The organism is Pseudomonas sp. B111 (assembly GCF_026428275.1).
GTDB lineage: Bacteria > Pseudomonadota > Gammaproteobacteria > Pseudomonadales > Pseudomonadaceae > Pseudomonas > Pseudomonas aeruginosa.
This window is the reverse complement of sequence record NZ_CP097857.1, coordinates 4,962,632-4,986,415: the sequence shown is the minus strand read 5'-3', so window position 1 is coordinate 4,986,415 and position 23,784 is coordinate 4,962,632. Positions and strand designations below refer to the sequence as shown.

General features: G+C 66.9%; 21 protein-coding genes. 11 read left to right on the top strand and 10 right to left on the bottom strand.

Annotated elements, in window-relative coordinates; translation table 11 throughout:
• The first annotated feature begins 56 nt into the window (after window positions 1-56).
• A complete protein-coding gene (gene argE / locus M6E97_RS23080; RefSeq protein WP_033937909.1) occupies window positions 57-1,211 on the top strand; it encodes an acetylornithine deacetylase in 1,155 nt (384 codons plus the stop codon).
• Here the strand turns inward: argE and M6E97_RS23075 are convergent.
• The gene (locus M6E97_RS23075; protein ID WP_003096266.1) at window positions 1,184-1,885 is read right to left on the bottom strand and encodes a MarC family NAAT transporter; all 702 of its coding nucleotides are present in this window, start codon (window positions 1,883-1,885) and stop codon (window positions 1,184-1,186) included. The two genes, argE and M6E97_RS23075, sit on opposite strands and share 28 nt — an antisense overlap.
• A 336-nt stretch (window positions 1,886-2,221) precedes the next feature.
• On the opposite strand from M6E97_RS23075, the gene argA reads away from it, so the two are divergent.
• Complete coding sequence (gene argA / locus M6E97_RS23070) at window positions 2,222-3,520, top strand: amino-acid N-acetyltransferase (RefSeq protein ID WP_003096265.1); 1,299 nt, start codon at window positions 2,222-2,224, stop codon at window positions 3,518-3,520.
• A 42-nt stretch (window positions 3,521-3,562) separates the two neighbouring features.
• Here argA and gshA read toward each other — a convergent pair whose 3' ends face one another.
• The 3 genes from gshA to M6E97_RS23055 all read right to left on the bottom strand — a co-directional run bounded on the left by gshA (window position 3,563) and on the right by M6E97_RS23055 (window position 8,093).
• Window positions 3,563-5,146 carry a glutamate--cysteine ligase gene (gene gshA, locus M6E97_RS23065; RefSeq protein ID WP_003141926.1) on the bottom strand — a complete coding sequence of 528 codons (1,584 nt, stop codon included), beginning with the start codon at window positions 5,144-5,146 and terminating at the stop codon, window positions 3,563-3,565.
• Between the two features lie 206 nt (window positions 5,147-5,352).
• Entirely contained in the window at window positions 5,353-5,715 is a 363-nt protein-coding gene (locus M6E97_RS23060) for a PaaI family thioesterase (RefSeq protein WP_042115369.1), read from the bottom strand.
• Between the two features lie 38 nt (window positions 5,716-5,753).
• Entirely contained in the window at window positions 5,754-8,093 is a 2,340-nt protein-coding gene (locus M6E97_RS23055; protein WP_003109989.1) for a Tex family protein, read from the bottom strand.
• 188 nt (window positions 8,094-8,281) lie between these two features.
• Here M6E97_RS23055 and amgR point away from each other — a divergent pair, with 188 nt between their 5' ends.
• The gene (gene amgR, locus M6E97_RS23050; protein ID WP_003096259.1) at window positions 8,282-9,025 is read left to right on the top strand and encodes a two-component system response regulator AmgR; all 744 of its coding nucleotides are present in this window, start codon (window positions 8,282-8,284) and stop codon (window positions 9,023-9,025) included.
• Between the two features lie 94 nt (window positions 9,026-9,119).
• Window positions 9,120-10,439 (top strand): two-component system sensor histidine kinase AmgS, encoded by a 1,320-nt coding sequence (amgS, locus tag M6E97_RS23045; protein ID WP_003109988.1) that lies wholly within the window; start codon window positions 9,120-9,122, stop codon window positions 10,437-10,439.
• Between the two features lie 76 nt (window positions 10,440-10,515).
• On the opposite strand, the gene M6E97_RS23040 is transcribed toward amgS, so the two are convergent.
• From M6E97_RS23040 to M6E97_RS23030, 3 genes are all read right to left on the bottom strand, one after another.
• The gene (locus M6E97_RS23040) at window positions 10,516-11,439 is read right to left on the bottom strand and encodes an LD-carboxypeptidase (protein ID WP_023876151.1); all 924 of its coding nucleotides are present in this window, start codon (window positions 11,437-11,439) and stop codon (window positions 10,516-10,518) included.
• A 190-nt stretch (window positions 11,440-11,629) separates the two neighbouring features.
• Window positions 11,630-12,535: a 30S ribosomal protein S6--L-glutamate ligase gene (rimK, locus tag M6E97_RS23035; protein WP_003096254.1), complete on the bottom strand. Its 906-nt coding sequence runs from the start codon at window positions 12,533-12,535 to the stop codon at window positions 11,630-11,632.
• A 131-nt stretch (window positions 12,536-12,666) separates the two neighbouring features.
• The gene (locus M6E97_RS23030; protein ID WP_003123679.1) at window positions 12,667-13,101 is read right to left on the bottom strand and encodes an ATP-dependent zinc protease; all 435 of its coding nucleotides are present in this window, start codon (window positions 13,099-13,101) and stop codon (window positions 12,667-12,669) included.
• Window positions 13,102-13,310: 209 nt separating this feature from the next.
• Here M6E97_RS23030 and M6E97_RS23025 point away from each other — a divergent pair, with 209 nt between their 5' ends.
• Window positions 13,311-13,706, top strand: a complete 396-nt coding sequence (locus M6E97_RS23025; protein ID WP_003136003.1) for an RNA-binding S4 domain-containing protein — start codon at window positions 13,311-13,313, stop codon at window positions 13,704-13,706.
• Between the two features lie 37 nt (window positions 13,707-13,743).
• On the opposite strand, the gene M6E97_RS23020 is transcribed toward M6E97_RS23025, so the two are convergent.
• Window positions 13,744-14,547, bottom strand: a complete 804-nt coding sequence (locus tag M6E97_RS23020; RefSeq protein ID WP_033937908.1) for a phosphatase PAP2 family protein — start codon at window positions 14,545-14,547, stop codon at window positions 13,744-13,746.
• A 112-nt stretch (window positions 14,548-14,659) separates the two neighbouring features.
• Here M6E97_RS23020 and hslO point away from each other — a divergent pair, with 112 nt between their 5' ends.
• Window positions 14,660-15,553, top strand: a complete 894-nt coding sequence (gene hslO, locus M6E97_RS23015; RefSeq protein ID WP_003109983.1) for an Hsp33 family molecular chaperone HslO — start codon at window positions 14,660-14,662, stop codon at window positions 15,551-15,553.
• 115 nt (window positions 15,554-15,668) lie between these two features.
• Entirely contained in the window at window positions 15,669-17,210 is a 1,542-nt protein-coding gene (locus M6E97_RS23010; protein ID WP_003109982.1) for a phosphoenolpyruvate carboxykinase, read from the top strand.
• A 57-nt stretch (window positions 17,211-17,267) separates the two neighbouring features.
• Here M6E97_RS23010 and M6E97_RS23005 read toward each other — a convergent pair whose 3' ends face one another.
• A complete protein-coding gene (locus M6E97_RS23005; protein ID WP_033937906.1) occupies window positions 17,268-17,624 on the bottom strand; it encodes a type 1 fimbrial protein in 357 nt (118 codons plus the stop codon).
• A gap of 253 nt (window positions 17,625-17,877) precedes the next feature.
• On the opposite strand from M6E97_RS23005, the gene M6E97_RS23000 reads away from it, so the two are divergent.
• Complete coding sequence (locus M6E97_RS23000; protein ID WP_003109980.1) at window positions 17,878-18,480, top strand: nitroreductase family protein; 603 nt, start codon at window positions 17,878-17,880, stop codon at window positions 18,478-18,480.
• A gap of 14 nt (window positions 18,481-18,494) precedes the next feature.
• Here M6E97_RS23000 and M6E97_RS22995 read toward each other — a convergent pair whose 3' ends face one another.
• Window positions 18,495-19,403, bottom strand: a complete 909-nt coding sequence (locus M6E97_RS22995) for a LysR family transcriptional regulator (protein ID WP_003109979.1) — start codon at window positions 19,401-19,403, stop codon at window positions 18,495-18,497.
• Window positions 19,404-19,545: 142 nt separating this feature from the next.
• On the opposite strand from M6E97_RS22995, the gene M6E97_RS22990 reads away from it, so the two are divergent.
• From M6E97_RS22990 to M6E97_RS22980, 3 genes are read left to right on the top strand one after another with little or no spacing between them, the layout of a single operon-like run.
• Window positions 19,546-20,781, top strand: a complete 1,236-nt coding sequence (locus M6E97_RS22990) for a 3-hydroxyacyl-CoA dehydrogenase (RefSeq protein WP_033937904.1) — start codon at window positions 19,546-19,548, stop codon at window positions 20,779-20,781.
• A 1-nt stretch (window position 20,782) separates the two neighbouring features.
• The gene (locus M6E97_RS22985) at window positions 20,783-22,573 is read left to right on the top strand and encodes an acyl-CoA dehydrogenase C-terminal domain-containing protein (RefSeq protein WP_023084671.1); all 1,791 of its coding nucleotides are present in this window, start codon (window positions 20,783-20,785) and stop codon (window positions 22,571-22,573) included.
• 26 nt (window positions 22,574-22,599) lie between these two features.
• A complete protein-coding gene (locus tag M6E97_RS22980) occupies window positions 22,600-23,763 on the top strand; it encodes an iron-containing alcohol dehydrogenase (protein ID WP_033937901.1) in 1,164 nt (387 codons plus the stop codon).
• Window positions 23,764-23,784 lie beyond the last annotated feature (21 nt).

The following is a 23,784-nucleotide window of genomic DNA, read 5'->3' as shown; positions in this document are numbered from 1 at the left end:
GTTTTATCCACCGCCGCGATAGGCCATGATGGGGCTCGATCCGTGTGGAGAGTCCCATGCCGTTGCCGTCTCTGAAAGACCAGTTCGGCGCGCTGATCGCCGCGTCTTCCGTCAGTTGCACCCAGCCCGAGCTGGACCAGACCAACCGCCCGGTGGTCGACCTGCTGGCCTCCTGGCTGGGCGATCTAGGCTTCCGCTGCGAGATCCGGGAAGTCTCGCCGGGCAAGTTCAACCTGCTGGCCAGCTACGGCAGCGGTCCCGGCGGGCTGGTGCTGGCCGGCCACACCGATACCGTGCCCTACGACGAAGCGCTGTGGAGCAGCGATCCGCTGCGCCTGGACGAGCGCGACGGCCGCTGGTACGGCCTCGGCAGTTGCGACATGAAGGGCTTCTTCCCGCTGGCCATCGAGGCCTTGCTGCCGCTGCTCGACCAGCCGTTCCGCCAGCCGCTGATGATCCTCGCCACCTGCGACGAGGAAAGCTCGATGGCCGGCGCCCGTGCCCTCGCCGAAAGCGGGCGGCCGCTGGGGCGCGCCACGGTGATCGGCGAGCCGACCAACCTGCGGCCGATCCGCCTGCACAAGGGGGTGATGATGGAGCGCATCGAGATTCTCGGGCAGAGCGGCCATTCGTCCGATCCGAACCTCGGGCGCAGCGCCCTGGAGGCGATGCACGCGACCATCGGCGAGCTGATGGCGCTGCGCGGGGAATGGCAGCAGGCCTGGAACAACCCGCAGTTCAGCGTGCCCCAGCCGACCCTGAACTTCGGTTGCATCCACGGCGGCGACAATCCCAACCGCATCTGCGGCCAGTGTTCGCTGGAATTCGACCTGCGCCCGCTACCCGGCATGCAGCCCGAGCAGTTGCGCGAGGCGATCCGCCAGCGCCTGCGGTCGCTGGCCGAACGGCACAAGGTGAGCATCGACTACCAGCCGCTGTTCCCTGCCGTGCCGCCGTTCGAACAGGCGCAGGACAGCGAACTGGTACGCGTCGCCGAACGCCTGACCGGGCATCGCGCCGAGGCCGTGGCGTTCGGTACCGAGGCGCCGTACTTCCAGCGCCTGGGCAGCGAGACCCTGGTCCTCGGCGCCGGCGACATCGCCTGTGCCCACCAGCCCGACGAGCACCTGGAACTGGCGCGTATCGAACCGATGGTCGGCGTGCTGCGCCGGCTGATCCAGCATTACTGCCTGACGCCCGCCGCCGACTGAAGCGCGGCGTGGCCGGCGACCAGCTCGAAGCCGCCGTTGATGACGAACTGCACGCCCATCGCCACCAGCAGGAAGCCGACCACTCGCGAGATGGCGTCGATCCCGGATTCGCCGAGGAACTTCATGATGCGCCCGGAGCTTTGCAGGGCGATCCAGAAGATCAGCGCGGTGAGCAGGGTGACGGTGATCGCCGCGAGGTGGATGAACAGCGGAATGCTTCCGTAGGTGGATTGCAGCGTCGACGCCGAGCTGACCACCAGGGCGATGGTCCCCGGCCCCGCAGTACCCGGCAGGGCCAGCGGAACGAAGGACAGGTCGCGGAAGTGCGGGGTGATCTTTTCCTCGTCCGACAGCAGGTCGTGCTGGACTTCGGTCTCGTCCGGCGTGGTGGCGGGGAACAGCATGGTGAAGCCGATATAGGCGACGATCAGCCCGCCGGCGATGCGCAGGCCGGGAATGGAGATGCCGAACACCTGCATCACCAGGCTGCCGCCGTAGAAGCTGACCAGCATGATCAGCGCCACGTAGAGGCTGGCCTTGAATATCTGCCGGTTGCGCTCCGCCGGCGGTAGGCTGCCGCCGAGGCCAAGCAGCAGCGAGACGCTGGTCAGCGGGTTGGCTACCGGGAGCACGGCGAGCAGGCCGACCAGGACGTGATGGAAGTATTCGCTCATGGATTTTCCTCGTTCGCGTGGTTGCGCGCCGGACGGCACGGCGAACGAGGCAGCCTAGCGAAAAAGCGCTGCGCGAGTTAACCGGGGTTTTCGGATAGTTTTTTTCAGAAATAGTGGTAAAACGGTTCGTTCCGGCCCCAGGCCCCGTACCATGGTCGAATCCCGCCGCTGCGGGGCCGCCGAGGGTTTAAACTCGCGCGTGATCCATCCGTCTCGTTAACCAGAAAGTGAGGAGAAGCCTGTCGATGTTGCTGCGACGACGATAACGGCGCCCTTCGGGCCGTCCCGGCCGCTCACGCTTTGCTCTCGCTCACGAAACGACAGGCTTTCCCCACCATGCCCGACTACGTCAACTGGTTACGTCACGCTTCGCCCTACATCAACTCGCACCGGGACCGCACCTTCGTGGTCATGCTCCCCGGCGAAGGGGTGGAGCATCCCAATTTCGGCAATATCGTCCACGACCTGGTCCTTCTCCACAGCCTCGGCGCGCGCCTGGTGCTGGTGCACGGTTCGCGCCCGCAGATCGAGGCGCGCCTGGCCGCGCGCGGCCTGGCTCCGCGCTATCACCGCGACCTGCGAGTGACCGATGCGCCGACCCTGGAATGCGTCATCGACGCCGTGGGTAGTCTGCGCATCGCCATCGAGGCGCGGCTGTCGATGGACATGGCCGCCTCGCCGATGCAGGGCGCGCGCCTGCGGGTCGCTGGCGGCAACCTGGTCACCGCGCGGCCGATCGGCGTGGTCGAGGGTGTCGACTACCACCATACCGGCGAGGTCCGTCGCATCGACCGCAAGGGCATTGGCCGCCTTCTCGACGAGCGCAGCATCGTCCTGCTCTCGCCGCTGGGCTACTCGCCGACCGGGGAAATCTTCAACCTGGCCTGCGAAGACGTGGCCATGCGCGCCGCCATCGACCTGGAAGCGGAAAAGCTGATTCTCTACGGCGCCGAACAGGGCCTGCTGGACGCATCCGGCAAGCTGGTCCGCGAACTGCGCCCGCAGCAGGTGCCCGCGCACCTGCAACGGCTGGGCAACAGCTACCAGGCCGAGCTGCTGGACGCCGCGGCGCAGGCCTGCCGGGCCGGGGTCAAGCGCAGCCATATCGTCAGCTACACCGAGGACGGCGCGCTGCTCAGCGAGCTGTTCACCCGCACCGGCAACGGCACCCTGGTCGCCCAGGAGCAGTTCGAACAGTTGCGCGAGGCGGGCATCGAGGACGTTGGCGGGCTGATCGAGCTGATCCGCCCGCTGGAAGAGCAGGGCATCCTGGTACGCCGTTCCCGCGAGGTGCTGGAACGCGAGATCGAACAGTTCAGCATCGTCGAGCGCGAAGGGCTGATCATCGCCTGCGCCGCGCTCTACCCGATCGCCGATTCCGAGGCGGGCGAGCTGGCCTGTCTGGCGGTCAACCCGGAGTACCGCCACGGCGGGCGTGGCGACGAACTGCTGGAGCGGATCGAGGAGCGCGCGCGCGGACTCGGCCTGAAGACCCTGTTCGTGCTCACCACGCGGACCGCGCACTGGTTCCGCGAGCGCGGCTTCCAGCCCAGCAGCGTAGAGCGGCTACCGGCGGCGCGGGCCTCGCTGTACAACTTCCAGCGCAATTCGCAGGTATTCGAGAAGAGCCTGTGATCCGCCGGCGCGTCCCTGGGCGCAGGGGCGCGCCGGCTTCGCTCAGTTGCTGATCAGGCCGAGGATGCTCGCCTGGTAGGCGGCGACGAAGGTATCGAAGTCGCCATCCTGGTCGCGTTCCAGCTCCGTCTGTTCGGCCAGGGAGTCGCTGGCCATCTTCTCGAAGCGTGCCTGCTCTTCGGCGGCCAGCGGATGCTGGCGGAAATACTCCGCGTGTTCGCGGCTCTGGCGCAGGGAGAACGCTTCGAAGCTCTCGCCGCGCTCGCGCATGACCTTCAGCACCTGCGCCGAAGGCGTCAGTTCCGCATCGGCCACCTTAGCCCGCTGCGCTGCCAGCGCCGCCGCGTGGGCTTCGCCGCCGCGTGCGCGGTCGAGCAGCGCCGCGGTATCGGCGATTCGTTCGAGTAGCTCGTTGGCCCAGACCTTCAATTCCACCGGCTGGCCGCGACGTTGCAATTGCAGGCCCGGCCGCCTGCCTTCCTTGACCACGGCGAGGAAGTTGTCGGTGGCGTCGCTGCACTCGCCGTTCAGCAGCGGGCTGTCGCTGAACGCGCAGAACAGCAGGAAGGCGTCGAGGAAGCGCGCCTCGTCCAGGTCGATGCCCAGCGGCAGGAACGGGTTGATGTCCAGGCAGCGCACTTCCACGTACTGCACGCCGCGAGCGGCCAAGGCCTGCACCGGACGCTCGCCGGTGTAGGTGACGCGCTTTGGCCGGATGCTCGAGTAGTACTCGTTCTCGATCTGCAGGATGTTGGTGTTCAGTTGCACCCATTCGCCATCCTGCTTGGTGCCGACCTTCTCGTAGGGCGGGTAGGGCGTGCTGACCGCCTGGCGCAGGCTGTCGATGTAGCTCTGCAGGTCGTTGTAGCAGGGCGTCAGGCCGGCCTGGGCGTTGTTCTGGTAGCCCAGGTCGCTCATCCGCAGGCTGGTGGCGTAGGGCAGGTAGAGCGTGTGTTCGTCGAGGCGCTCCAACTGGCTCGGGCGGCCACGCAGGAAGCCGGCGTCGAGGGCCGGCGAGGCGCCGAACAGGTACATCAGCAGCCAGCTGTAGCGGCGGAAATTGCGAATCAGGGCGATGTAGGCGGCGGACTGGTAGTCGCGTTCCGATAGCTCGCTGCCTTCGGCCTGGCGCAGCAGCGGCCAGAGCCTCTCCGGCAGGGAGAAGTTGTAGTGGATGCCGGCGATGCACTGCATGGTCTTGCCGTAGCGCAGCGCCAGGCCCTTGCGGTAGACGTACTTCAGGCGGCCGATCAGCGAGCTGCCGTAGCGGGCGATCGGGATGCTCTCCTCGTCCGGCAGCTCGCAGGGCATCGATGGACTCCACAGGTACTCGCCGTCCAGTTTCGAACTGGCGAAGCGGTGGATGCGCTCGAGATCGCCCAGGGTGTCGGCGACGTCGGTTTCCGTGGGCGTGATGAACTCCAGCAAGGCCTCGGAGTAGTCGGTAGTGATCTGCGGATGGGTCAGGGTCGAACCCAGGGCCCGGGGGTGGGGGGTGAGTGCCAGCTTGCCGTCGCTATCGACTCGCAGGCATTCGCGCTCGATGCCATGCAGGCACTCGGTCAGCAGGGGCAGGTTGGCTGCGGCGCCGAGCAGAGCCAGGCGGCGGGAGAGAAGATCGCTCAAGTCGGGATTCCTTGTGATCGCGTCCCAGATCGGTCGCCCCAATATGAGGGTGGACCGAGCGGTCTACAAGAGGGAGGACGTAAATGCGTTTTCGCTTCGTCCGGGGGCCGGTCGCCGCGCCTTCGGCGGGAGCCGTCGAGGCGGGCGCCCGGCACGGATCGGGATCGCCGTTGCGCGCCACTCTGCCGCATGGCGGCCTCGCCGGTTTACAACTGGGCGAAGGTACCTTGTCCTTTCGCGACCAGTTTGTCGCCTTGCCGCACCTCGGCTTCCACCACCAGGCTGCGGCGCCCGGCATGGAGGACGCGGGCGACGCAGCGCACCTCGCCGTCGGCGACGGCGCGGATGTAGTTGATCTTGCATTCCAGGGTGACGCTCTGGCGGTCGAAACCATGGGAACTGGAGCAGGCCAGCCCCATGGTCACGTCCATCAGCGAGAACAGCGCGCCGCCATGCATGACCCCGCCGCGGTTGCGCAGGTGCGCGGCCATCGGCAGGCGTACCTCGGCGACTCCGTCGCCGAGGCTGACCGGGTCCAGGCCGACCAGTTCGCTGTAGGCGCTGATCATCTGCTCGCGGGCGGGCATCTCGCTCATGGACGGCTCCGTCACTTCTTCTTCAGTTGCTTGGCGTTGGCGAACAGCGCGGCCATGGCGTTGTTCGCCGGCGGCGCGCTCTGTCCGCGCGGGGCGCCACGCTCCTGGCGTGGCTGGCCGCCGCCGGCGGGACGCCCGCCGCGCTGGCCTTCGACCTTCTCGCCGGGGGTGTCGCTCATGCGCATGGACAGGCCGACACGGTTGCGCGGAATGTCCACTTCCATGACCTTGACCTTGACGATGTCGCCGGCCTTGACCACTTCGTACGGATCCTTGACGAACTTCTCGGACAGCGCCGAGATGTGCACCAGGCCGTCCTGGTGGACGCCGATGTCGACGAACGCGCCGAAGTTGGTGACGTTGGTCACCACACCCTCCAGGACCATGCCCGGCTTGAGGTCCTTGAGGCTCTCGACGCCTTCCTGGAACTCTGCGGTCTTGAACTCCGGACGCGGGTCGCGGCCGGGCTTGTCGAGTTCCTTGAGGATGTCGGTGACGGTCGGCAGGCCGAAGGTCTCGTCGGTGAACTTCTTCGGGTCGAGGCGCTTGAGGAACGCCGAGTCGCCGATCAGCGAGCGGATGTCGCGCTCGGTGTCGGCGGCGATGCGCTGCACCAGCGGATAGGTTTCCGGGTGCACCGCCGAGGCGTCCAGCGGGTTGTCGCCGTTCATCACGCGGAGGAAGCCGGCGGCTTGCTCGAAGGTCTTCTCGCCCAGGCGGCTGACCTTCTTCAGCTCGTCGCGGGTGCGGAACGCGCCGTTGGCGTCGCGGTGCGCGACGATGTTCTGCGCCAGCGTCGAGTTGAGGCCGGAGATGCGTGCCAGCAGGGCGGCGGAGGCGGTGTTGACGTCGACGCCGACGGCGTTCACGCAATCCTCGACCACCGCGTCCAGGCTACGCGCCAGCTTCAGCTGGGACACGTCGTGCTGGTACTGGCCGACGCCGATCGACTTGGGCTCGATCTTCACCAGCTCCGCCAGCGGGTCCTGCAGGCGGCGGGCGATGGACACGGCGCCGCGCAGGGACACGTCCAGCTCGGGGAACTCCTTCGCCGCCAGTTCGGAGGCGGAATACACCGATGCGCCGGCTTCGCTGACCATGATCTTGGTCAGCTTCATGCCCGGATATTTCTTGATCAGTTCGCCGGCCAGCTTGTCGGTCTCGCGGCTGGCGGTGCCGTTGCCGATGGCGATCAGCTCGACCTGGTGCTTGGCGCAGAGCGCGGCGAGCACGGCGAGGGTCTGGTCCCACTGGTTCTTCGGCGCATGCGGGTAGACGGTGGCCGTGTCCAGCAGCTTGCCGGTGGCGTCGACCACCGCGACCTTGACCCCGGTGCGCAGGCCCGGGTCGAGGCCGAGGGTGGCGCGCGGGCCGGCCGGGGCGGCCAGCAGCAGGTCGTGCAGGTTGCGCGCGAACACGCTGATCGCCTCGTCCTCGGCGCCGTCGCGGAGCTCGCCGAACAGGTCGGTTTCCAGGTGGGTATAGAGCTTGACCTTCCAGGTCCAGCGCACCACCTCGGCCAGCCACTTGTCGGCGGCGCGGCCCTGGTTGGACAGGCCGAAGCGCTCGGCGATCATGACCTCGCATGGGTGCAGGGTGCCCGGCGCTTCCTCGCCGACCTTCAGCGAGGCGCTGAGGACGCCTTCGTTGCGTCCGCGGAAGATTGCCAGGGCGCGGTGCGACGGGGCGCTTTTCAGCGGCTCGTCGTGTTCGAAGTAGTCGCTGAACTTGGCGCCTTCCTGTTCCTTGCCGGGGACCACGCGGGCGGTCAGGGTCGCTTCGTTCTTCATGAACACGCGCAGCTTGTCGAGCAGCGTGGCGTCTTCGGCGAAGCGCTCCATGAGGATGTACTTGGCGCCTTCCAGCACCGCCTTGACGTCGGCGAAGCCTTTCTCGGCGTCGACGAAACGCGCGGCCTCGCTTTCCGGGACCAGGGTCGGGTCGTCGAACAGTGCGTCGGCCAGCGCGCCGAGGCCGGCTTCCAGGGCGATCTGGCCCTTGGTGCGGCGCTTCTGCTTATAAGGCAGGTAGAGGTCTTCGAGACGGGTCTTGGTGTCGGCGAGCTTGATGTCGCGGGCCAGTTCGGGGGTCAGCTTGCCCTGTTCCTCGATGCTGGCGAGGATCGCGCCGCGGCGTTCTTCCAGTTCGCGCAGGTAGCGCAGGCGCTCTTCCAGCATGCGCAACTGGGTATCGTCGAGGCTGCCGGTGACCTCTTTGCGGTAACGGGCGATGAAGGGAACGGTGGAGCCTTCGTCGAGCAGGGCGACGGCAGCGGCGACTTGCTGCGGTTGAACGCGGCCGGAGGGCAGTGCGGAGAGCTCTTCGGCGATACGGGTGTTGATGCTGTCCATTGATCCACCTGGTAAAACGAACGAAAACGGGCCGTGTAGACAACGCCCCGCCGCAAAAGCGCCGCATTATACCTGCCAAGTTTCGCCTTGGAGGGCGGCTGGTCGGGGAAAAATCTGCTAACAATGGACAGTCCGGCCCAGCCGCTACCTGGGCGATAATGCCCGCCTGACTCATTCTGGGAGTTTCTATGTCGAACCCTGCCGCCCTGGCCGAAGGTGAAAAGATCCTCGTCGTCGACGACGACGCCCGCCTGCGCCGCCTGCTCGAACGTTTCCTCGACGAGCAGGGCTACCGCGTCCGCGCGGTGGAGAACACCGAGCAGATGGATCGCCTTCTATCCCGCGAACTGTTCCAGCTGGTTGTGCTCGACCTGATGCTTCCCGGCGAGGACGGCCTCACTGCCTGCCGCCGCCTGCGCGAACAGAACAACCAGGTGCCGATCATCATGCTCACCGCCAAGGGCGACGAGGGCAGCCGCATCCAGGGCCTGGAACTGGGCGCCGACGACTACCTGGCCAAGCCGTTCAACCCGCGCGAACTGCTGGCGCGGATCAAGGCCGTGCTGCGCCGCCAGGCACCGCTGGTGCCCGGCGCGCCTGCCGGTGCCGACGAGGTGGTGACCTTCGGCGACTACCAGCTGTTCCTCGCCACCCGCGAACTGAAGAAGGGCGACGAGGTACACATGCTGACCACCGGCGAGTTCGCCGTGCTCAAGGCCCTGGTGCAGCACGCCCGCGAACCGCTGACCCGGGACAAGCTGATGAACCTCGCCCGTGGCCGCGAGTGGGATGCCCTGGAGCGTTCCATCGACGTGCAGATCTCGCGCCTGCGCCGGCTGATCGAGCCGGACCCGTCCAAGCCGCGCTATATCCAGACGGTCTGGGGGGTCGGCTACGTGTTCGTGCCGGATGGCAACGCGCGCAAGGCCTGAGTCTCCGCGCGGCCGGTGCAGCGATGCACCGGCCGCGTCGTCTTACCCGCAACAGGCGTCGGCCCCGTCCGCCGGCGCGCAACCGGTCCGATCGATGAAAACGCCGCTCTGGTTCCCGCAAAGCTTCTTCGCCCGCACCCTCTGGCTGGTGCTGATCGTCGTGCTGTTCTCCAAGGCGCTGACCCTGGTCTACCTGCTGATGAACGAGGACGTGATCGTCGACCGCCAGTACAGCCACGGCGCGGCGCTGACCATCCGCGCGTTCTGGGCTGCCGACGAGGAGTCGCGCGCGGCCATCGCCAAGGCTTCCGGCCTGCGCTGGGTGCCGAGCAGCGCCGACCAGCCCGGCGAGCAGCACTGGCCGTACACGGAAATCTTCCAGCGGCAGATGCAGATGGAGCTGGGGCCGGACACCGAGACCCGCCTGCGTATCCACCAGCCGTCGCAGCTCTGGGTGCGCGCACCGAGCCTCGGCGAAGGCTGGCTGGCGGTGCCGCTGTATCCGCATCCCTTGCGTGGCCAACGGATCTGGAGCGTGCTCGGCTGGTTCCTCGGCATCGGCCTGCTCTCCACCGCTGCCGCCTGGATCTTCGTCCGCCAGCTCAGCCAGCCGCTCAAGCGCCTGGTGGTCGCCGCCCGCCAGTTCGGCCAGGGGCGCAGCGTGCGTCTGCCGCTGGGGCCGGAGACGCCGAGTGAAATGGCCGAGGTGTATCGCGCCTTCAACCAGATGGCCGAGGACATCGAGCAGGGCGGGCGCGAACGCGAATTGATGTTGGCCGGTGTCTCCCACGACCTGCGCACCCCGCTGACACGCCTGCGCCTGTCGCTGGAGTTGCTGCCGGAGAGCGAACGGGAGATGGTCGAGGACATGGTCCGCGACATCGAGGACATGGATGCGATCCTCGACCAGTTCCTCGCCTTCATCCGCGACGGCCGCGACGAGCCGGTGGAGGAGGGCGACCTGACCGACCTGGTGCGCGAGGTGGTGGCACCGTTCAACCAGACTCGCGAGCAGGTGCGCATGGCCTTGCAGCCGGTACCGGCGATGCCGTTGCGGCGGGTGTCGATGAAGCGTCTGCTGGGCAACCTGATCGACAATGCCCTGAACCACGGTGGCGGCTCGGTTGAGGTGGCCAGCTACGTGGCCGGCGAAAGCGCGGCGCCCTACGTGGTGCTGAGTGTGCTCGATCGCGGCCAGGGCATCGATCCTGCGGAAGTGGACAGCATCTTCAATCCCTTCATCCGCGGCGACAAGGCGCGTGGCGGCAAGGGCACCGGCCTCGGCCTGGCGATCGTCAAGCGCATCGCCGCCCAGCACGGCGGCAGCGTCGAACTGCGCAACCGCGATGGCGGCGGCCTGGAAGCGCGGGTCTGCCTGCCGCTGGGGTTGCTGCTACCGCGCGGCGCGGCCTGATACTCGACGGGTTTGTGCCGTTCCAGCGGCACTTCCCAACCCCTCTCGCGCTTACGGAGAGGGGCGCGCCCCGTCCCTACCAGCGCAACCGGTTTCCCTCGAGCACCGCGGTCTTCCCGTAAGGCCAGGCCCGGTTCTGCGCACCATGCCCGCTGGGCAGGTGGTGGTAGAGCGGCACCTCGATGGCGGCGGCGTATTCGCCGAAGATCCGCTCCAGGCTGTGGGCGACTTCCTTGCGCGGGCAATCGGTGAACGAGCCCAGGCAGATCGCGCCGAGCTGGCGCGCGTCGATGCTTTCGAGCAATTGCCAGAGGCTGCGCTCCAGGCGGTAGTAGGGTTCGCCGACGTCCTCCAGGACCAGGATCGACCCCGCCGGGGCGTGCAGGCCGCCGAGGGTGCCGGCCATGCAGGCCAGGGCGGTGAGGTTGCCGCCGATCAGCGCGCCTTCGACGCGTTGCTTGTGTCCGCCGAGGTGCTGCACCGGGAGTTCATGGTCGATTCCGGCCAGCAAGCGGCTGACCGAGGCCAGAGAGGCTAGCCGCTCCTGCTGCTCGCGGGGGGCGCTCAGCGGCGACAGACCGAGTCCGGTTGCCACCGGGCCGTGGATCGCAGGCAGGCCGTGGCGGTGGAAAGCGCTGAGCAACACCGAGATGTCGGAGAAACCGATCAGTGGCCGCGGCGAGGCCGTCTGCAGGCGCCCCCAGTCCAGGCCCGGCAGCAACTGGCCGCAGCCGTAGCCGCCGCGCAGGCACCAGACCGCGGTGATGTCCGGCATGTCGAAGGCGTTGTGCAGGTCTTCCAGGCGCTGCTCGACCGTCCCGGCGAGGTAGCGGTAGCGGGCTTCGACGTGGCGGCCGAGATGGTAGTCCACACCGTGCACTTCCAGTTGCCGCAGGGTCGCCTCCAGCACGTCGGTGGCGATGGCCGAGGCTGGCGCGATCAGCGCCACCCGGCCGTCGATGGGCTGCCAGGTCTGGTCGGAGGAGGGACGAGAGGTCATGCGGCGATTCCATGAAGCGTCAGGAAAGGATTCGAGTGCCGGAAGAGCCCGGGGTTCGGCGGGGTTTCCGGCATCGGTTGCGGCGGTGCTTCATTCAAGCGTGGCATGGACCTTCTGTCGAGGCCGGGATCGCCGGCGTAATGCGGTGCGTCCGATGCGCTGGGACAACGCATGCGTTGTCTGGTCCGGCTCACCCCTTTCCCTTCGTCCTGGCCAGGTGGGGGCCGCCGTTCTTTTCCAGGTACTGGATGATGATTCCGGCGATGTCCTTGCCGGTGGTGGATTCGATACCTTCCAGGCCCGGCGAGGAGTTCACCTCCATTACCAGCGGACCATGGTTGGAGCGCAGGATGTCCACCCCGGCGACGTTCAGGCCCATCACGCGAGCGGCGCGGATGGCGGTCATGCGTTCTTCCGGGGTTATCTTGATCAGGCTGGCGCTGCCGCCGCGGTGCAGGTTGGAGCGGAACTCGCCGGGCGCTGCCTGGCGCTTCATCGAGGCGATCACCTTGTCGCCGACCACGAAGCAGCGGATGTCGGCGCCGCCGGCTTCCTTTATGTACTCCTGGACCATGATGTTGTGCTTGAGCCCCATGAAAGCCTCGAGCACCGATTCGGCGGCCTTCTCGGTTTCGCAGAGGACCACGCCGATGCCCTGGGTGCCCTCCAGCAGCTTGATCACCAGCGGTGCGCCACCGACCATCTCGATCAGGTCCGGGACATCGTCCGGGGAGTGGGCGAAGCCGGTCACCGGCAGGCCGATGCCTTTGCGCGAGAGCAGTTGCAGCGAGCGCAGCTTGTCCCGCGAGCGAGCGATGGCGACCGACTCGTTGAGCGGGAACACGCCCATCATCTCGAACTGGCGCAATACCGCGCAGCCGTAGAAGGTCACCGAGGCGCCGATGCGCGGGATCACCGCGTCGAAGCCCTCCAGCGGTTGTCCCCGGTAGTGGATCTGCGGCTTGTGGCTGGCGATGTTCATGTAGGCGCGCAGCGTATCGATGACCACCATTTCATGGCCGCGCTCCCGCCCGGCCTCCACCAGGCGACGAGTCGAGTAGAGCCGGGGATTGCGCGACAGCACGGCGATTTTCATTCAGCACCTGTGGATGGGTTGGACCGGCTGGCGGGCAGCGGCGGCGAGGCTGTGGGTTGTCGTCGCGGCAGGCATTGGACCGGCCGTTTCGGGAATGGATGGAGGTTGGACAGGTGCTGCCGGCGAATGGCTCAAACCGGACTCCCGTCGAGTAGGTTGATGCCCGTCGCCGCGGGCAGGGCGGCCGGCGACTCGGGACGATCCTGGACGTAGGCCAGGGCCGGGTTGACCACCAGTTGCCCGGCGATCAGCGCCTTGGAGCCGAGCAGCACGCGATAGCGCATGGACTTGCGGCAGGCCAGGGTGAACTCTACCGGCCACATGCGATCGCCCAGCGCCAGGGTGGTGCGGATCACGTAGCGGGTCTGGGCCTGGCCGTTGGAGCTGCGAATGGTCTTGCGCGCGACCATCGGCGCTTCGCAACGGTGCCGGCGCTGTACCAGCGTGCCGAGGTGGGCGGTGAAGCGCACCCACTTCTCGCCGTCGCGCTCGAAGGGAACGATGTCCGAGGCATGCAGGCTGGAGGTGCTGGCGCCGGTGTCGATCTTCGCGCGCAGCCCGACCATGCCCAGTTCGGGAAAGGCGATCCACTCGCGCAGACCGATGACGGAAAGCTGGTCGAATGTCTTCACGGGTAGGCATTCCAGGCGTTTTGCCGGCATTCTAGCAGGGCTATGGGCGGCCGCCAGACGGCTGCCCGAGGATGCCGAAGACGAACCTAGCGGCTGTCGATGACAGTCGCGAGACAACGGCGGAACGGATACGGGAAATGCCAGTGAGCGAGAAAGACGACGACAAGGTGCGCCTGGACAAGTGGCTCTGGGCGGCGCGCTTCTTCAAGACCCGGGCGCTGGCCAAGGCCGCGATAGAGGGCGGCAAGGTGCATTGCCGGGGCGAGCGGTGCAAGCCGAGCAAGGAACCCAGGGTAGGGGAGGAATTGACCATTCGTACGGGCTTCGACGAGCGAACCGTGACGATTCGCGCGCTTTCCGTAGTCCGTCGTGGCGCGCCGGAGGCCCAGGCTCTCTACGAGGAAACCGCGGACAGCGTGGAAAGCCGCGAGCGCGCGGCGGCCATGCGCAAGGCCGGGGCGCTGGGCGTACAGACCGAGGGGCGGCCGAGCAAGAAGCAGCGGCGGCAGATCCACCAGTTGCGCGGCGGCCAGGACTGAGAAGCGCCGGTCTCCCGCAGGGGAGACCGGGATGGCCTCAGGCCGAGTCGCGGACCACGCCGAGGCGGCCGATCAGCGGCAATTTCGCCAGCAGGCGGAACAGCGGTTCGGTCACCTGCACCAGCCAGCCGCTGGCCTTCGCCGCCAGCGGTGTGTAGCAGCCCCAGGCGAGGGCCAGCAGGGCCATCTGCAGGCCGCCGATGTAGTCGTCCTGGCCCCAGTGCGCGCCGGCTACCAGGCGCGGCAGCATGAACAGCACGGCCAGGGCCCAGATCAGCAGGAACTGCCCGGCGCGGCGGGCGAACAGCGACATGAACAGCGCCCAGACCAGCAGCACCGAGGCGTGGTCGCCGGGGAAGCTGCGCTTGGAGCGGTCCTTGATTTCCCACACGAGTTCCCAGTCAGGGAAGTGGTCGCTGAGGTGGATGGCCTTGTCCATCAGCATCGACAGGCTGGCGTGCTGCCAGTGCAGGTGGTGGGCGATCTTGGCGTAGAGCACGCGGATCACCACCAGGATCAGCAGGGTCACGATGAAGCCGAAGGTCAGCCGCCGTACCTGGTTCGCTGGCAGCAGCCAGTCGCCGCGAATCAGCAGGCAGAGCAGGATCACCCCGACCACCGCGTCGAACGGTCGGGTACTGAGCAGGCCCCAGAGTTTCAGCCAGGTTTCGTTGAGGGCGAGGGAGCCGTTGAGCTTGTCGAAGAGCCAGAAGTCGAAGCCGTTCATCAGCTCGCGGGTGGGGCCCCAGAGCCACAGGATCAGCAGCAGGAGCGCCAGAAGATGACAGGTGGCGAACTTGCGCCATTGCCAGGCCGCTTGGAACGGAGAGGCATTATCCATAAAATCGTTTCCCCCTATCGGCGCCGGGTCGGCGTACGACTGTCACGAAGCGCGCTTTTATAGGCCTTTGTCACTCACTTGTCATTCCCTCATTCGTAGCGTTGTGTCCCGCATGTCCCATTCAGATCAGAGCCAGCGTTTCCTTTTCGACGATACCGACGTGCGCGGCGAGATGGTCGATCTCGAGCGTAGCTACAGCGAAGTGCTGGCCAAACATCCCTATCCGGAACCGGTCGCGCAACTGCTCGGGGAGATGCTCGCGGCGGCCTCGCTGCTCTGCGGCACGCTCAAGTTCGACGGCCTGCTGGTATTGCAGGCGCGTTCCAGCGGCGCGGTGCCGCTGTTGATGGTGGAGTGTTCCAGCGACCGCCAGGTGCGTGGCCTGGCCCGCTATTCGGCGGAGTCCATCGGCGCCGACGCCGGCATGCAGGAACTGATGCCCGAAGGCGTGCTGACCCTCACCGTGGACCCGGTCAAGGGCCAGCGCTACCAGGGGATCGTCGCCCTGGAGGGGGTGAACCTGGCGGAATGCCTGTCCAACTACTTCGCCAGCTCGGAACAGCTGCCGACCCGTTTCTGGCTCAACGCCAACGGCCGCCGCGCCCGCGGCCTGCTGCTGCAGCAGCTTCCCGCCGACCGCCTGAAGGACCCCGAGGCCCGCGAGGCCAGTTGGCAGCACCTGACCACCCTGGCCGACACGCTGACCGCCGAAGAGCTGCTGGCGCTGGACAACGAGACCGTCCTGCACCGCCTCTACCACGAGGAAACCGTGCGCCTGTTCGAGCCGCAACCGCTGGTCTTCCATTGCAGTTGCTCGCGGGAACGTTCGGCCAACGCCCTGGTCAGTCTCGGGCAGGCCGACTGCGAGCGGCTGCTCGAGGAGGAGGAAGGCTCGATCACCATCGACTGCCAGTTCTGCAACCAGCGCTACCTGTTCGACGCCTCCGACGTCGCCCAGTTGTTCGCTGGCGCTGGCAGCCAGGGGCCTTCCGAGACCCGCCACTGACGATTTTTCATCCAGCGGGCTTTTCTGGCATAATCCCGCCACTTTTTTCCTGTAGTGAGTTTTTTGAAGCGCTACGAAGTTTGGAGGACTCGGCCTCTGGCCGACGGGGAACCACATGACGCAAGCCAACAACGCCGTGTACACCGATATCAGCGCCGCCCAACTGGTAGAAGAAGCCATTCGCCGCGGTGAGGGCGAACTGGCCGCCAACGGCTCGCTGGTCGTACGTACCGGCCATCGCACCGGCCGTTCGCCGGTCGACCGTTTCATCGTCGAAGAGCCGAGCACCAAGGACGCGATCGCCTGGGGCAACATCAACCGTCCGTTCCCGGCCGACAAGTTCGATGCGCTGTGGGCCCGCGTGGAAGCGTTCAACAACGCCCAGGACCATTTCGTTTCCCATGTTCATGTAGGTTCCGCCGAGGCTTACTACCTGCCGGTGAAGATGACCACCGCTACCGCCTGGCAGAATCTGTTCGGCCGTTGCCTGTTCATCGAGCCGGAGCAGTACAACCCGGCCGGCAAGGACGAGTGGCAGGTCCTCAATGTCGCCAACTTCGAATGCGTGCCCGAGCGCGACGGCACCAACTCCGACGGTTGCGTGATCCTCAATTTCGCCCAGAAGAAAGTGCTGATCGCAGGCATGCGCTATGCCGGCGAGATGAAGAAAGCCATGTTCTCCGTGCAGAACTTCCTGCTGCCCGAGCGCGACGTGCTGCCGATGCACTGCGCTGCCAACATCGGCGAAGCGGGCGATGTGACCTTGTTCTTCGGCCTGTCCGGCACCGGCAAGACCACCCTGTCCGCTGATGAAAGCCGTTACCTGATCGGTGACGACGAGCACGGCTGGGGCGAGGGCGTGGTGTTCAACGTCGAAGGCGGTTGCTATGCCAAGTGCATCGACCTGTCCGAGAAGAACGAGCCGGTCATCTGGAAAGCCATCAAGTTCGGCGCCGTGCTGGAGAACGTGGTTCTCGACGAAGAGCGCGTGCCCAACTACGCCGATGACAGCCTGACCCAGAACAGCCGCGCCGCCTACCCGCTGGAGCACGTCGAGAAGCGTTCGGAGAAGAACCTCGGCGGCGAGCCCAACGCGGTGATCTTCCTGACCTGCGACCTGACCGGCGTACTGCCGCCGGTATCGATCCTGAACAACGAGCAGGCGGCCTACCACTTCCTGTCCGGCTACACCGCGCTGGTCGGCTCCACCGAGATGGGTTCCGGCGGCGGCATCAAGTCGACCTTCTCCACCTGCTTCGGCGCTCCCTTCTTCCCGCGTCCGGCCGGTGTCTACGCCGAGCTGCTGATCAAGCGTATCAAGGCCTTCGGCTCCAAGGTCTACCTGGTCAACACCGGCTGGACCGGCGGTGGCTACGGCGTCGGCAAGCGCTTCAACATCCCGACCACCCGTGGCGTGATCGCGGCGATCCAGAGCGGCGCGCTGATCGGCGCGGAAACCGAGCACCTGGACATCATCAACCTGGACGTGCCGAAGGCCGTTCCGGGCGTCGAGACCAATCTGCTCAACCCGCGCAACACCTGGGCCGACAAGGCTGCCTACGACGAGGCGGCGAAGGGCCTGGCCAAGCAGTTCATCGAAAACTTCAAGAAATTCGAGGTTTCCGATGCGATCAAGGCCGCCGGCCCGCAGCTGTAAGCCACGTTTCGGCACCATGAAAAAACCGCCTTCGGGCGGTTTTTTTATGTCCGGACGTCAGGGGTAGGTGACGGTGATCAGGTAGTTGCCGGAGCGACGACCGCTTCCGGCCAGCTCATAGCGCGCCGAGAAATTCCTTTCCCCGAGTACCAGGTCGCTGGGTTGCAGGTGTTGCACCTCGCCGGTCTTCATCGAGCGGATGCTGACTTCCGCGGTGCGCGCCTGCATGGGACAGCCACTGAGGTGGAAGCTGCCCTTGGCCTCGCCTTGCCTGGAGGCATTCATCGAGCACGGCGGCTCGACGATGGCGCCGGTGAAGCGGATGACGCCGCTGATGCTGCCGGGGGCGGCGAACAGGTTGCTGGAAGTTCCTACAAGAAGACCGAACAAAGCCAGTTGGCCCATCCTGTTCATGAGCTTACTCCTACGTGAGTTCATCCTTATTTTTCTGCGTTCGTGCGTCCCGGGAGGGGCCCTCTCCCAGGCGCTGGCATTGGAGTGGAATATAGGACAATTCCTAAAGAAAATTCCTTCCTAGGAATAGTCCTAGTCCTGATTCTGTAAGTAGCTGCTGTGGGGCTGCGTCGGATTTATTGAAGTCTGGTTTATCTTCTCGCCAATGCCCTAGAGTGGGCGCCCCTTTGTTCCCTCGCAGTGGATTTCCCCCATGCATATCGAAGACGCCGTTCGGAGTCGCCGTGCCATCAAGGGCTACGACTCATCCTTCAGCCTGACTCGCGAAGAGAAGGACCATCTCCTGGACCTGGCGCTGCATGCGCCTTCCGCCTTCAACCTGCAACACGTGCGGCTGGTCGAGGTCAGCGATCCGCAATTGCGCGCGCAGTTGCGTGAAGTGGCCTGGGACCAGGCGCAGGTCACCGACGCGGCGATGCTGGTGGTGGTGTGCGCCCAGCTCGACAGTTGGGAGCGCAACGCGCAGCGGGTCTGGGACGGTGCTCCCGAGGCGGTACAGGCGTTCATGGCAGGCGCCATCGACACCTACTACCGCGGCAAGCCCCAGGTACAGCGCGACGAAGCCATGCGCAGCTGCGGCCTGCTGGCGCAGACCCTGATGCTGGTCGCCCGCGGCCAGGGCCTGGATTCGTGTCCGATGGATGGTTTCGACTTCGATGCCGTGGCCCGGCTGATCAACCTGCCGGACAACCATGTGATCGGCCTGATGGTGGCGGTCGGGAAAAAGGCCGTTGAACCCTGGCCGCGCAGCGGCAAGCTGCCGCGGGAAGAACTGGTCATCCGCGACCGCTTCTGACTGCCCGGATTCCCCTAGTCCGGTCCGGCGGCCCCGACCTGGCGGATCTGTTCGACCAGCCATTGCAGGGCGATGTCGCGTTCGCGCTGGGCCAGGAACACCAGTTCCAGGTGGAACGGGCCGAGGTCGAACGGCAGGTCGAACGATTGCAGGGGCAGCAATCGTTTGAAGTAGTGCGCCAGTTGTCGCGGCAGGACGCCGACCAGGTCGCTGTACGCGGCGATGTGCGCTGCCTGCAGGTAGTTCGGTGTGGTGTAGGCCACTTGCCGCTTGAGCCCCTGGCTGCCCAGCCACTGGTCGACCATCCCCTTGGTCTGCCCGCCGTGCACCCACAGGTGCTGCAGCTCCAGGAAGGTGGCCAGGTCGGGAGCCTGCGCCAGCAGCGGGTGCTGACGCCGGGCGACCAGTTGCAGGGTCTCGCTGGCCCAATGGCGGCGCTGGAAGCGCGCCGGGACGTTTTCGAAGCGGCCTAGCACCAGGTCCAGTTCGCCTTTGTCCAGCGCCTCGGCCGGCAAGGTCGGGGTCAGGTGCTGGATGGCGATGGAGATTCCCGGCGCACGCTCGCTCAGGCGGCGCATCAGGGCGGGCATGCAGATCAGTTCGACGTAGTCGGTCACCGCTACGGTGAAGCGCTGCCGGCTGCGCCCGGGATCGAAGCCCTCGCCGTCGCCCAGGCTCTGTTCGATCTGCCGCAGCGCCGCGCGGATCGGCGCTTCCAGCGCCAGCGCCCGGGGCGTCGGCTGCATCGCACGACCGGCGCGGACCAGCAGCGGGTCGTCGAGCAGCTCGCGCAGGCGGTTCAGCGCATTGCTTACTGCCGGCTGGCTCAGCGCCAGGCGCTCCGCCGCGCGCGAGACGTTGCGTTCGCGCAGCAGGGCGTCGAGGACGCGTAGCAGGTTGAGGTCGAAGGTTTGGATATTCACTGCCTGAATTCCAGCTATCACAAGACTAAATTTCAAAAATAGTACGACCTTCCCCTAAGGTAGTGGTCGCTTTTTGTGCGGTCGGACTGCCCCAGGTTTCGTCCACCGTTCCTCCTGCGCTCGCTACAACGAGGACAAGACCATGAGCCAGAACTTTTCCTTCCGCCAGGCCGCGGTGATCGGCGCCGGCACCATGGGTCGCGGTATCGTCATGTGCCTGGCCAACGCCGGTCTCGACGTGCAGTGGCTGGACAGCAACCCGCAGATGCTCAACCAGGCGCTCGGCGCCGTGGCCGACACCTACGCGCACAACGTGCGCCAGGGGCGCATCGGCGAAGAGGAAGCGGCCGCGCGCCGCGCCCGCATCACGCCGGTCCAGCACCTCGCCGCGATGCGCGAGGCGGACCTGGTGATCGAGGCGGTCTACGAGAACCTGGAACTCAAGCAATCGATCTTCCGCGAGCTGGACGCGGCGCTGAAGCCCTCCGCGGTGCTGGCCAGCAATACTTCCTACCTGGACATCGACGCCATCGCCGCGGTCACCGCGCGTCCGGGTCAGGTGCTCGGCCTGCACTTCTTCAGCCCGGCGCACATCATGCGGCTGCTGGAGATCGTGCGCGGCGCGCAGACCGCGCCGGCGGTGCTGGAGGCGGCCCTGGCGCTGGGCGAGCGGATGGGCAAGGTCAGCGTAGTGGCCGGCAACTGCCACGGCTTCATCGGCAACCGCATGCTCGACCCCTACGCCACCGAGGCCCGCCTGATGCTGCTGGAAGGCGCCCTGCCGTACCAGGTGGACCGGGCTCTCCAGGCGTTCGGTTTCGCCATGGGGCCGTTCCGCATGTACGACGTGGTCGGTATCGACCTGGAGTGGCGCGCCCGCGAGTTGGCCGGGGTCGGCCAGGACCAGCCGGCCGTGCAGGTGGACAAACGCCTTTGCGAGATGGGCCGCTTCGGCCAGAAGAGCGGTGCCGGCTACTACCGCTACGCGCCGGGCAGCCGCCAGGCGGAGCACGATACCGAGGTGGATGCCCTGGTGCTCCGGGTTGCCGAGACGCTGGGCTACCCGCGGCGCGATTTCGCCGACGAGGAAATCCTCGAGCGTTGCCTGCTGGCGCTGGTCAACGAGGGCGCGAAGATCCTCGACGAGGGTATCGCCGCCCGTAGTGCCGACATCGACACTGTCTACCTGAACGGCTACGGCTTCCCCGCCGCGGAGGGCGGTCCCATGGCCTGGGCCGATCGCCTCGGCGCGGCCGAGCTGCTGCAACGCCTGCGTTTCCTCGAACAGCGCCACGGCGCGCGCTGGAAGCCGGCGTCCCTGGTCGAGCGCCTGGCCGCCGAGGGCGGAGCCTTCGCCGACCTGCAGGAGGCGCGCTGAGATGGATTACCAGGCCCCCTTGCGCGACATGCGCTTCGTTCTCCATGAACTGTTCGATGTCGGCGCGCATTGCGAACTGCTGGGCAACGGCATCGATCGCGAACTGATCGACGGCGTGCTCGAGGAAGGCGCGCGCTACACCGGCCAGGTGGTGGCGCCGCTCAATCGCAACAGCGACGAGGAAGGCGCGAAGCTGAAGGATGGCGTGGTGACCACCCCCACCGGCTTTCGCGAAGCCTACCGGCAGTACAGCGAGAACGGCTGGGCGAGCATGACCGGACCCACCGAGTACGGCGGCCAGGGCTTCCCGCAGATGGTCTCCGCGTGTTTCCACGAGATGTTGATGGCCGCCAGCCTGTCCTTCCGCGTCTATTCGGGGCTGACCGAGGGCGCCGTGCTGGCCCTGTACAAGCATGGCGACGAGGCGTTGCGGCGCGACTACCTGGCCAAGCTGGTGAGCGGCGAATGGGCCGGCACCATGTGCCTGACCGAACCCCAGGCCGGCACCGACCTCGCCCTCCTGCGCACCCGCGCCGAGGCGCAGGCCGACGGCAGCTACGCGATCAGCGGCAGCAAGATCTTCATCAGCGGTGGCGAGCAGGACCTCACCGAGAACATCGTCCACCTGGTGCTGGCGCGCCTGGCGGACGCGCCGGCCGGGGTGAAGGGCATCAGTCTGTTCCTGGTGCCGAAGTTCGTCGCCAATCCCGATGGCTCCCTGGGCGAGCGCAATAGCCTGGGGTGCGGCGCCATCGAGCACAAGATGGGGATCAAGGGCGCTTCCACCTGCGTGATGAACTTCGACGGCGCCAGGGGCTGGCTGCTGGGCCAGGCGAACCAGGGCCTGGCCTGCATGTTCACGATGATGAACGACGCGCGCTTCCAGGTCGGCCTGCAGGGCCTGGGTATCGCCGAACGGGCCTTCCAGGGCGCCCTCGGCTACGCCCGCGAGCGCCTGCAGTCGCGCGCCCTGGTCGGCCCGCAGGCACCGGACAAGGCCGCCGACCCGATCATCGTGCACCCCGACGTACGGCGCATGCTGCTGACCCAGAAGACCTTGGTCGAAGGCTGCCGCATGCTGGCGGCCTGCTGTGCACGCCAACTCGACCTGGAACACGGCCATCCGGATGCCGACGGCCGGCGCGCGGCGACGCGCCGTGCAGCGCTGCTGATCCCCATCGTCAAGGCCTTCCTTACCGATGTCGGCCAGGAAGTCGCCAGCCTCGGCGTACAGGTCTATGGCGGTCACGGTTTCATCCGCGAATGGGGCATGGAGCAATTGATGCGCGACAGTCGCATCACCCAGATATACGAAGGCACCAATGGCATCCAGGCGCTCGATCTGGTCCGCCGCAAGCTGCTCGGCGACCAGGGCGGCGAACTGCTGGCGCTGCAAGGCGAACTGGCGGTGGCCAGCGAGGCGCTGCAAGGGCGTGCTGCGCTGGCGCCACTGGCTGAGCCGGTGCTGCAACGCCTGGAGGAGTGGCGGCAGCTCACCGGCCAGGTACTCGAGGCCTGCGCGCGCGATCCCCAGGAGATCGGCGCCACTTCGGTGGACTTCCTCCAGTACAGCGCCTACGTATTGCTCGCGGCCCTCTGGTTGCAAGCCGCGGCACGAGCCCAGGAAGCGCTGGACGGCGGCTCCGGCGAGGGCGATTTCTATCGGGCCAAGCTGCGCAGCGCCGATTTCTACCTGCGGCGCATCCTGCCGCGGGCTAGCATGCACCGCGAAGCCTTGCTCGGTGGCGCCGACTGCCTGATGGCCCTGCCCGAGGAGCATTTCTCGTTCTGACGGGCGTCTCGCCCAAGGAGACCGATATGCAAGCTTTCAGTTTCGCCACTACCGCGCAGATCCTCTGCGAGGCCGGCTCCGCCATCCGCCTGGCGGAACTCTGCCGCGAGCGAAGGGCGCGCCGCGTGTTGATCGTGACCGACCCGGGGATCACCCGGCTCGGCTTGCTGGATGCGATCCTGCCCGGCTTCCCGCGCCTGGGCCTGGCCGTCGAGGTGTACGACCAGGTGCTCGCCGATCCGCCTGAATCGGTGGTCGAGGCCGCGCTCGGGCGGGCGCGGGGCATGGCTGCCGAGCTGGTGGTCGGTTTCGGCGGTGGCAGTTCCATGGACGTGGCCAAGCTGGTCGCGCTGCTCGCCCATGCAGAGGCAGGGCAGGGGCTCGGCGAGGTCTTCGGGGTCGGCAACGCACGCGGGCCGCGCCTGCCGCTGATCCAGGTGCCGACCACCGCCGGGACCGGCTCCGAGGTGACGCCGATCGCCATCGTCACCACTGGCGAGACCACCAAGATGGGTGTGGTCTCGCCCTACCTGCTGCCCGATCTGGCGCTGCTCGATGCCGACCTGACCCTCGGGCTGCCGCCGGCGGTCACCGCGGCGACCGGTATCGACGCGATGGTGCATGCGATCGAGAGCTATACCAGCAAGCTGAAGAAGAACCCGCTGTCCGACCTGCTGGCGCGGGAGGCGTTGCGCCTGCTGGCGGCCAACCTGGAACGCGCGGTAGGCGACGGCGGCGACCGCGAGGCGCGCCAGGCCATGCTGCTGGGCGCCTGCCTGGCCGGGCAGGCCTTCGCCAATGCGCCGGTGGCGGCGGTGCATGCCCTGGCCTATCCGCTGGGAGGGCATTTCCACATTCCCCACGGCCTGAGCAATGCGCTGGTGCTACCGGAGGTGATTCGTTTCAACGCTCCCGCTGCCGCTGGACTCTATGCCGAGCTGGCGCCGCTGCTGCTGGGCGACCGCTTGCGTCCGGGCGATCGCGACGCGCTTACCGCGCAGCTGATCGACGAACTGGCCCAGCTCAGTCCGCGCAACGGCCTGCCGAGCCGCTTGCGCGACGCCGGGGTGGACGAGGCGATGCTGCCGCGCCTGGCCGCCGACGCGATGCTCCAGCAGCGTCTGCTGGTCAACAACCCGCGCGAGGTCGGCGAGGCGGACGCCCTGGCGATCTATCGCGCGGCATACTGAATCCCTTCTACGAGGACCGGG